The following is a 7,870-nucleotide window of genomic DNA, read 5'->3' as shown; positions in this document are numbered from 1 at the left end:
ATCATGGCGAATAAACGCAACGGCACCCTATACATTGGCATGACAAATGACCTCATCCGCCGGGTTTACGAACACCGTAACAATCTGGTTGAGTGCTTCACGAAGCGGTATCGAGTGCATTCCCTGGTCTACTATGAGCAGATGGGTGATGTCGATGCCGCTTTGAACCGCGAGAAAAGGTTGAAAGACTGGCACAGAAAGTGGAAGCTTAATCTCATTGAAAGCTTGAATCCGGAGTGGAAAGACCTGTGGGAAGAAATTAATCGTTAACAATCTTATAGACGCTGGATTCCGGCTTTCGCCGGAATGACAGGTAAAATATTAGTTTTCTTCTGTCATTGTCGGGCTTGATCCGACAATCCAGAGATTCTCTAGACTAGCTTCCCACTTTCGCGGGAAATAACGCCTCCCCACCAGATGCTTCGTCGTCCGACTAGGCGGACTCCTCCAGCATGGGCTACTCTTCTGTACCGCATATAAAATCTTTAGCCTCGAACCGCCCAGCTATGCTATAATTCAAGCACAAAAGAGCCTTATTAATTATGCCTGATTTAGATTTGGAAAAAGCAAAAGAGCGCATTGAAAAGCTGCGGGCGCAGATTAACCGCAACAACTATCTCTATTACGCCCTCGACCAGCCCGAGGTGAGCGATGCCGAGTACGACGCCCAGATGCAGGAGCTAAAAGCGCTCGAAGAGCAGTTCCCGCAACTCGTCACCTTCGACTCGCCCACGCAGCGTGTCGGCACGGCGCCTATCGCCGCTTTCGGCGTGGTGGCGCACCCTAAGCCCCTCCTCTCGCTGGGCAATGCCTTTTCGGATGAAGACTTGGAGGCGTGGTACAACCGCGTTTCCAAGCTGCTGGGAGGGCGCGCTTTCGACCTGGTGTGCGAGCACAAGATGGACGGCCTGGCCATAGCCCTCACCTACGAGAACGGCAAGTTCGTGGTGGGCGCTACGCGCGGCGACGGCTACAACGGCGAGAACATCACGCAGAATTTGCGCACGATTCGCAGCATCCCGCTCTCGGTCTCGGGCGACATCCCCTCAAAGTTCGAGGTGCGGGGAGAGGTCTATCTGCCCAAGGCCGGTTTTCAAAAACTCAACCGCGAGCGCGCCGAACAGGAGTTGCCGCTTTTCGCCAACCCGCGCAATGCCGCCGCTGGTTCGGTGCGTCAGCTTGACCCGCGCGTAACAGCATCGCGTCCGCTCGACATCTATATCTACTCTCTGGGCTACGCCGAAGGCCGGGCCATGCCCGCCACCCACTGGGAGACCATGCAATACCTTAAATCGCTGGGCTTCAGGATAAACCCCAACAACAAACGTCTCCATACCCTTGAAGAAGCCAGAGATTACCATCATAAATGGACCGCCGAGCGTCATAACCTGCCGTATGAGGCCGACGGAGTGGTGGTTAAAATAGACCAGGTTGCCTTGCAGGAAGAGCTGGGCGACGTGGGCCGCGAGCCGCGCTGGGCTATCGCCTACAAGTTCCCGGCTATCCAGGGCCGCACGCTGCTCAATGAGATAGCCGTCAGCGTGGGGCGCACCGGCACGCTCAACCCCTATGCCGTTATGGAGCCGGTGGCGGTGGGCGGCGTCACCATCAGCCGCGCCGCATTACATAACGAAGACGACATCCGCCGCAAGGACATCCGCGAGGGTGATACCGTCTTCATACAGCGCGCGGGCGACGTTATCCCCGAGATTGTCGGCCCAACACCTGAGTCTGTCAGTCGCTCCGATAGGGCTAACCCCTTCAGCATGAGGGACAAGCTATGCGATAAAGCCAAAGACATTCCGGTTTGCCCCGTCTGCGGCACGGAGGTGGTCAAGCCTGCCGAAGAGGTGATGTACTACTGCCCCAACTCCGCCTGCCCGGCGCAGGTCGAGGAGAGATTGCAGCATTTCGTCTCGCGCGGGGCTATGGATATACGCGGCATCGGCGAGCAGATGGCGGCGCTCCTGCTGCGTGAAGGACTGGTGCATGACGCCGCCGACATCTACTATCTAAAGGACAAGCGCGAAAAGCTGCTGGAAATCGAGCGCCTGGGGGAAAAATCGGTGGACAATGTTCTGGCCGCCATCGAAAAAAGCAAGGTGCGGCCTCTCTCGCGCCTTATCACTGCGCTGGGGATACGACATGTGGGCGGCGAGACCGCCGACCTGCTGGTGCAGCATTTCGATAGCCTTGATTTGCTCTCTCATGCATCCGAGGAAGACCTCATGAGAGTGCCCTCCGTCGGGAGTAAAATAGCTTCCAGCATCGTGGCTTTTTTCAAGAACAAGGAGAATCAGAAAATCATCGAAAAGCTGGAAAAGGCTGGCGTGAATACTCGGGCTGAGGCATCTCAGACAAAGGTTGGGACTCAAACTCTCGCAGGGCAGGAATTCGTCATCACCGGCAAGCTGGAAAAGTACAGCAGGGAGACTGCCGAGGAGCTTATCTGCGCTCAGGGCGGAGCAGCGAAGTCCGATGTCACCAAGAAGACCAACTATCTCGTCGTGGGGCTGGAGCCGGGCAGCAAACTGGCCAAAGCCCGCGCTCTGGGGATAAAAGAAATAAGCGAGTCCGAACTCCTGGCAATGCTGGGGCAAAAATAGAAAGAGGGCACATGGCTGAAATTCATCCAATAAACGGCATCCGCTACAATACCAGACTGGTCAAGGACCTGGCTGAGGTCATTTGCCCGCCTTACGACATTATTTCGCCGCAGCAGCAGGGTGAGCTTTACCAGCGCAGCCCGTACAATTTCGTGCGCGTCGAATACGGACAGGAAACGCCTCAGGACTCGCCCTCCGATAACCGTTACACACGGGCGGCGTGCTTTCTGGAGCAGTGGCTGAAAAATGGAGTTTTGACCGTCGATAACCCGCCCGCCATCTATGTCCACGACCATTACTTCACGCACAAGAGCAAAGAGTGGAAACGCCGTGGCATCGTCGCGCGCATCAGGCTGGAGGAGTGGCACCGCATGATAGTGCGCCCGCACGAGGGCACTCTCTCAGGGCCGAAGGCAGACCGCATCAATCTTATCCGCGCCCTCAAGGCCAATACCAGCCCTATCCTTTCCATGTACGAGGACAGGGATAAGACTATCCGCCAGGTGCTGGCCCGCGCCACTGCCGATAGGCCTCTGGCGCACGTGCGCAAGCTCGAAGGTGAACGACACGACCTCTGGGCTGTAACCAGACCCGACGACCTGAATCAGATAATCTCCGCTCTCGCCGATGAGCCGATATATATCGCCGACGGCCACCACCGCTACGAGAGCGCCCTGGTCTATCAGCGCGAACAGGTGGCACTCCACCCGGACGCCCCACCTGACGCCGCCTTCAATTTCGTTATGATGACTCTGGTTGACTTCGACGACCCCGGCCTGCTCATTCTACCGCCGCACCGCTTGCTGCGCGGCCTGAGCCAGTCCAGACTGGAGGAACTCAAATCCGAGCTGCCGGCCTTTTTCGAGGTAGAAAAACTGCCGTTCAGGGGCGTCGAAACATGGCGCAAACTGGACGAGTGGCAGTCGGCAGAGGATAAACAGCGCCTCGTTTTATTCGGGCTGGACGGCGACAGCTTCCTGCTGCTCACGCTGCGCGATTTAGAGGCCGCCGGACGCTTCATGCCCAGCTTCCACACCGATATCTACAAGAAACTGGACGTCAGCCTGGTGGACCATATCATTCTCGAAGAGATGCTGGGGATAAAGCCGGAGGGAGATTCCGGTATCGCCTTCAACTACGACCGCGAGGACTCCGTCAAGAAGGTGCAGTCCGGCGAGTTCCAGCTGGCCTTCGTCATCAAGCCGGTGCGCCCGGAGACCATCAAGGCTATTTCGGATGCCTCAGACCGTATGCCGCGCAAGTCAACCTACTTTTATCCCAAGCTGCCGAGCGGGCTGGTGGTCAACCGGCTGGTTTGAGGCCGGGCAAGAGAAACCTCGCATTGCTCTCCAATCTGCCCCAAGGCCTTTGAACACCGGAAAAAGAGAATCTGGACTAGGGCATTTCTTCCAGTATGGTTACAGCGTCAGCCACGAGTTTCGGGCACACTCTGGAGATTGCCTTGTTAGAGCGGGCGGCGGCCAGACCCTCCGCTTTACTCATGTCATAACCCAGCAGGTCAGTGCAATTGAGCGATTTGTTGAGCGCCATGAACCTGTTGTTGAACTCCTTGACCAGAGCATAAACTTTCTCTTTTCTCTCTGTAGGAGTCTTGAGTTCGGGGTATGGCTTCAAGCCGAGCACCATGCAGGCCCCCGTCACCGCCCCGCACCTGCCTCCGGTACGCCCCATGCCCGCGCCAAAGGCCAGGGCGACCTTGAGGTCGTCGGCCTTGTCGAGCCCCAGTTCTTCGCAGAAGACGCTCAGCACCTTCTGGGCGCAGTTAAGCTCGGAGTCGGTTAAAAGTGCTGCCGCTTCTGTAGCCCTGCTCATGATTTCTTAGCCTCTTTTACCATGTTCACGAAATATTCGTGCAGGCGTGTGTCGTGGCCGAGCTCCGGGTGGAAAGCCAGCGCCAGCAGGTTTTTCTGCCTAACAGTCACCACCGTGCCGTCGTCCAGCCGTGCCAGCGCCTCCACGCCGTTACCTACGTGCTCGATATAGGGCGCGCGGATGAAAACCGCGTGAAACTTCTCCCCGCCGAGTGTGGGCACCGCCAGGTCGGTCTCGAAGCTGTCCACCTGCCGTCCGAAGGCGTTGCGCCGCGCCTCTATATCCATGAGGCAGAGCGTCTGCATGTCGCTCTCAGTAATTTTGTTTGCCATCAGTATCATACCGGCGCAGGTTCCCATGACGGGCTTGCCCTCTTTAGCCATCTGCTGCAGAGGCTTCACCAGGTGGTAGTGGCGCGCCAGCTTGAGCATGGTGGTGCTCTCTCCTCCCGGTATAATCAACCCGTCCACGCCGTGCAGCTCTTTCGCCGTGCGCACCTCGACGGCCTCCACACCCAGCCTGCGCAGGATGTGGATATGTTCGATAAAAGCTCCCTGCAGTGCCAGCACCCCGATTTTCATATGCTCCGCTATCCTAAGTCGGAGAGGGGCTTCCCAGCCCCTCTCAAAAATACTAAATACTAATATCTAAATACTAAACAAATCCAAATGTTTTGAAATTTGAATTTTGAGCATTGGTGCTTATTTAGTATTTGGTGCTTAGAATTTATATTTTAACCACCTTGGCGGTGTACACGTCCTTGAGCGCCAGTATCTCCTTGCGCGCCGCTTCCGGCAGGGGTTCGTCCAGCGCCAGTATCATGAGAGCCTCGCCTCTGGGCTTGAGGCGCGACAGGTGCATGTAGCTGATGTTGATGTCGGCCGAGCCGGTGATATTGCCCACGGCCCCTATGAGCCCCGGGCGGTCGCGGTGGTCGCAGAACAAGAAGTAGCCGCCGGTGGGCACTATATCTATCCAGAACTGGTTAACCTGCACGATGTGGCTTTCGTCCCGCATCACCGAGCCCGACACAGTAGCGGTGCCCTCGCTGGTGACGGCTTCCAGGGTTATCAGGTTGGCGTAGTTGTCGCAGGTGGCCTGTTTTTCCTCGGACACCCTGATGCCGCGCTTGGTGGCTTCCATGGTGGCGTTGACCATGTTGATACGTTCTGCGGTGAGGCGTCCCAGCAAAGAGCCCAGCAACACAGCTTTGAGGGCGTTACTGTCGTAGGCCGCCACCTCTCCCTGGTATTTGATGTGGATGCTCTTTATCTGGCCTTCGCCCAGGTAGCTCATCAGGTTGCCCACTGAGTTCGCCAGCCGCATGTAGGGCACCAGCACCGGCAGGACCTCCGCCGATACTAACGGCGCGTTGACGGCGTACTTGGCTGGTTGGCCGTTGAAAACATCGATGATTTGCTGCACCACCTCGGTGGCGGCCAGCGTCTGCGCCTCGTTGGTGGAGGCGCCCAGATGCGGCGTGACGATTATCTTGCTGCAGCCGAACAGTATGCTCTTGGTGCAGGGCTCCTCGACAAATACGTCGACGGCCGCCCCGCCCAGCTTGCCAGCGTTGATGGCCGCCACCAGCGCCTCCTCGTCGATAAGGCCTCCCCGGGCGGCGTTGATAATGCGGGCTGTCGGCTTCATCATGGCAAGCTGCTTTGCGCCTATCAGGTTTCTGGTGGACTCGATGAGCGGCACGTGCAGGGTGATGAAATCGGCCTCTTTCCATATCTCGTCTAGCGTTTTCATATCCACGCTCATCTTTTTGGCGCGCTCGGCGGTGACGAAGGGGTCGTAGCCGATGAGTTTCATCTCCAGTCCCTGCGCGCGGCGCGCTACCTCGCTGCCTACATTGCCCAGGCCGACAATGCCCAGCGTCTTGCCGCGCACCTCGGTGCCCATGAACTCGTTGCGTTTCCACTCGCAGTTCTTGAGCGAAGTATTGGCCTGCGGTATGTTGCGCGCCAGAGACAGCATAAGGGCCACGGCGTGCTCGGCGGCGGAGATGGTGTTGCCGGTGGGGGCATTGACCACGATGATGCCGCGCTTGGTGGCGGCCTGGGTGTCTATATTGTCCACGCCCACCCCGGCGCGGCCGATGACGATGAGCTTGGTGCCGGCCTCTATTATGTCGGCGGTGACGCGCGTCTGGCTGCGCACGATAAGAGCCTCATAGTTCCCTATGATGGCTTTTATCTCTTCGGGCTTGAGCTTGGTCTTGACGTCCACGTTGGCATACTGCTTGAGTATGTCGATGCCCTCCTGAGCCAGGGGGTCGGCCACCAGCACGTTCATTTTCATCTACTTGCTCCGAAAGCCGGCCTTGGGCAGCGCCACCTTGAGCGCGTCCAGCACGGCTTTAATGTCCTTCTCGTTAACCCAGCCCAGGTGGCCGATGCGGAAGATTTTACCCTCCAGCTCCATCTGGCCGCCGGAGAGGATAATATCGTACTCCTCGCGCATAATTTTGTTGAGCGTCTTGGCATCCAGCCCCTCGGTGCCCAGTATGGAGGTGACGGTGTTGGAGGCGTGCGCCTCGTCGGCGAAAAGTTTTAAGCCCAGCGCCTTGACTCCCTCGCGGGTCATCTTGCCGATTTTCTGGTGGCGGGCGATGATATTTGACAGCCCCTCTTTGAGCATCATGTCGAGGGCCACGTTCAACGCGAAAACGATGGAGACGGCCGGGGTCCAGGGTGTCTGGCCGCCCTTTTCAAAATATTTCTTGGCCTTGCCGAAGTCCCAGTAGAAGCGCGGTATTTTGGCAGCGGCATTGGCCTTCCAGGCCTTCTCGGATATAGCCACCATGGCCATGCCGGGGGGCACCATCCAGCTCTTCTGCGAGCCGGTGACCATCACGTCCACGCCCCACTCGTCCACCGGCAGCTCGATTGAGCCGATGCTGGAGATGGCGTCCACTATGAACAGCTTGTCGAAGGGCTTGACTGTGCTGGCGATTTCCTTGAGGGGGTTGGTGACGCCGGTCGAGGTCTCGTTATGAGTGACCATGACCGCCTTGATGGCGGGGTCCCGCTCGAGCGCGGCCTTTATGGCGGCCGGGTCGGCGGCCTTGCCCCACTCGTATTTGAGAACCGTTACATCAGCGCCGTAGGTCTTGGCGATGTTGGCCAGGCGGTCGCCGAAAACGCCGATGGACACGGCCAGCACCTTGTCGCCCGGCGAGAAGGAGTTCACCACGGCCGCTTCCAGGCCGCCGGTACCGGAGCCGGTCAGCAGGTAAACGTCATTTTTGGTTATGAAGAGTTTTTTTAGCTTGTCGGTGACTTCCAGCAGCATCTTCTGGAACTCGCCGCCGCGGTGGTTGATCATCTGGCGGCTCATGGCTTCCAGCACCTCGGGCGGGCAGGGAGTGGGGCCGGGGATTCTAAGGTTGGTCATGTAGGCTCCTTCAAAAGCTATGATTTATT

General features: G+C 57.9%; 7 protein-coding genes. 3 read left to right on the top strand and 4 right to left on the bottom strand.

Annotated elements, in window-relative coordinates; all coding sequences use genetic code 11:
• From C4542_04760 to C4542_04750, 3 genes are all read left to right on the top strand, one after another.
• Positions 1-270: GIY-YIG nuclease family protein (locus C4542_04760; GenBank protein RJO62235.1), on the top strand; the 270-nt coding region annotated here is incomplete at its 5' end.
• Between the two features lie 272 nt (positions 271-542).
• Complete coding sequence (ligA, locus tag C4542_04755) at positions 543-2,606, top strand: NAD-dependent DNA ligase LigA (protein RJO62229.1); 2,064 nt, start codon at positions 543-545, stop codon at positions 2,604-2,606.
• A gap of 11 nt (positions 2,607-2,617) precedes the next feature.
• Positions 2,618-3,925 carry a DUF1015 domain-containing protein gene (locus tag C4542_04750; protein RJO62228.1) on the top strand — a complete coding sequence of 436 codons (1,308 nt, stop codon included), beginning with the start codon at positions 2,618-2,620 and terminating at the stop codon, positions 3,923-3,925.
• 76 nt (positions 3,926-4,001) lie between these two features.
• On the opposite strand, the gene C4542_04745 is transcribed toward C4542_04750, so the two are convergent.
• The 4 genes from C4542_04745 to C4542_04730 form a co-directional block, all read right to left on the bottom strand.
• Positions 4,002-4,439 (bottom strand): C_GCAxxG_C_C family protein, encoded by a 438-nt coding sequence (locus tag C4542_04745; GenBank protein ID RJO62227.1) that lies wholly within the window; start codon positions 4,437-4,439, stop codon positions 4,002-4,004.
• A complete protein-coding gene (pdxT, locus tag C4542_04740; GenBank protein ID RJO62226.1) occupies positions 4,436-5,020 on the bottom strand; it encodes a pyridoxal 5'-phosphate synthase glutaminase subunit PdxT in 585 nt (194 codons plus the stop codon). Before pdxT ends, C4542_04745 begins: the two co-directional genes overlap by 4 nt.
• 145 nt (positions 5,021-5,165) lie before the next feature.
• Positions 5,166-6,746 (bottom strand): phosphoglycerate dehydrogenase, encoded by a 1,581-nt coding sequence (locus C4542_04735; GenBank protein ID RJO62225.1) that lies wholly within the window; start codon positions 6,744-6,746, stop codon positions 5,166-5,168.
• Entirely contained in the window at positions 6,747-7,841 is a 1,095-nt protein-coding gene (locus tag C4542_04730; protein RJO62224.1) for an alanine--glyoxylate aminotransferase family protein, read from the bottom strand.
• Between the last annotated feature and the right edge of the window lie 29 nt (positions 7,842-7,870).

The sequence above is a fragment of the Dehalococcoidia bacterium genome, from assembly GCA_003597995.1.
GTDB lineage: Bacteria > Chloroflexota > Dehalococcoidia > Dehalococcoidales > UBA1222 > SURF-27.
The sequence above is the reverse complement of the archived record's forward strand: the minus strand, read 5'-3'. Positions and strand labels throughout refer to the sequence as shown.

Bases quoted from the DNA above. Each gene is read 5' to 3' on its own strand.
- C4542_04735 (RJO62225.1), bottom strand. From the start codon at position 6,746: ATGAAAATGAACGTGCTGGTGGCCGACCCCCTGGCTCAGGAGGGCATC.
- pdxT (RJO62226.1), bottom strand. From the start codon at position 5,020: ATGAAAATCGGGGTGCTGGCACTGCAGGGAGCTTTTATCGAACATATC.
- C4542_04750 (RJO62228.1), top strand. From the start codon at position 2,618: ATGGCTGAAATTCATCCAATAAACGGCATCCGCTACAATACCAGACTG.
- C4542_04745 (RJO62227.1), bottom strand. From the start codon at position 4,439: ATGAGCAGGGCTACAGAAGCGGCAGCACTTTTAACCGACTCCGAGCTT.
- C4542_04730 (RJO62224.1), bottom strand. From the start codon at position 7,841: ATGACCAACCTTAGAATCCCCGGCCCCACTCCCTGCCCGCCCGAGGTG.
- ligA (RJO62229.1), top strand. From the start codon at position 543: ATGCCTGATTTAGATTTGGAAAAAGCAAAAGAGCGCATTGAAAAGCTG.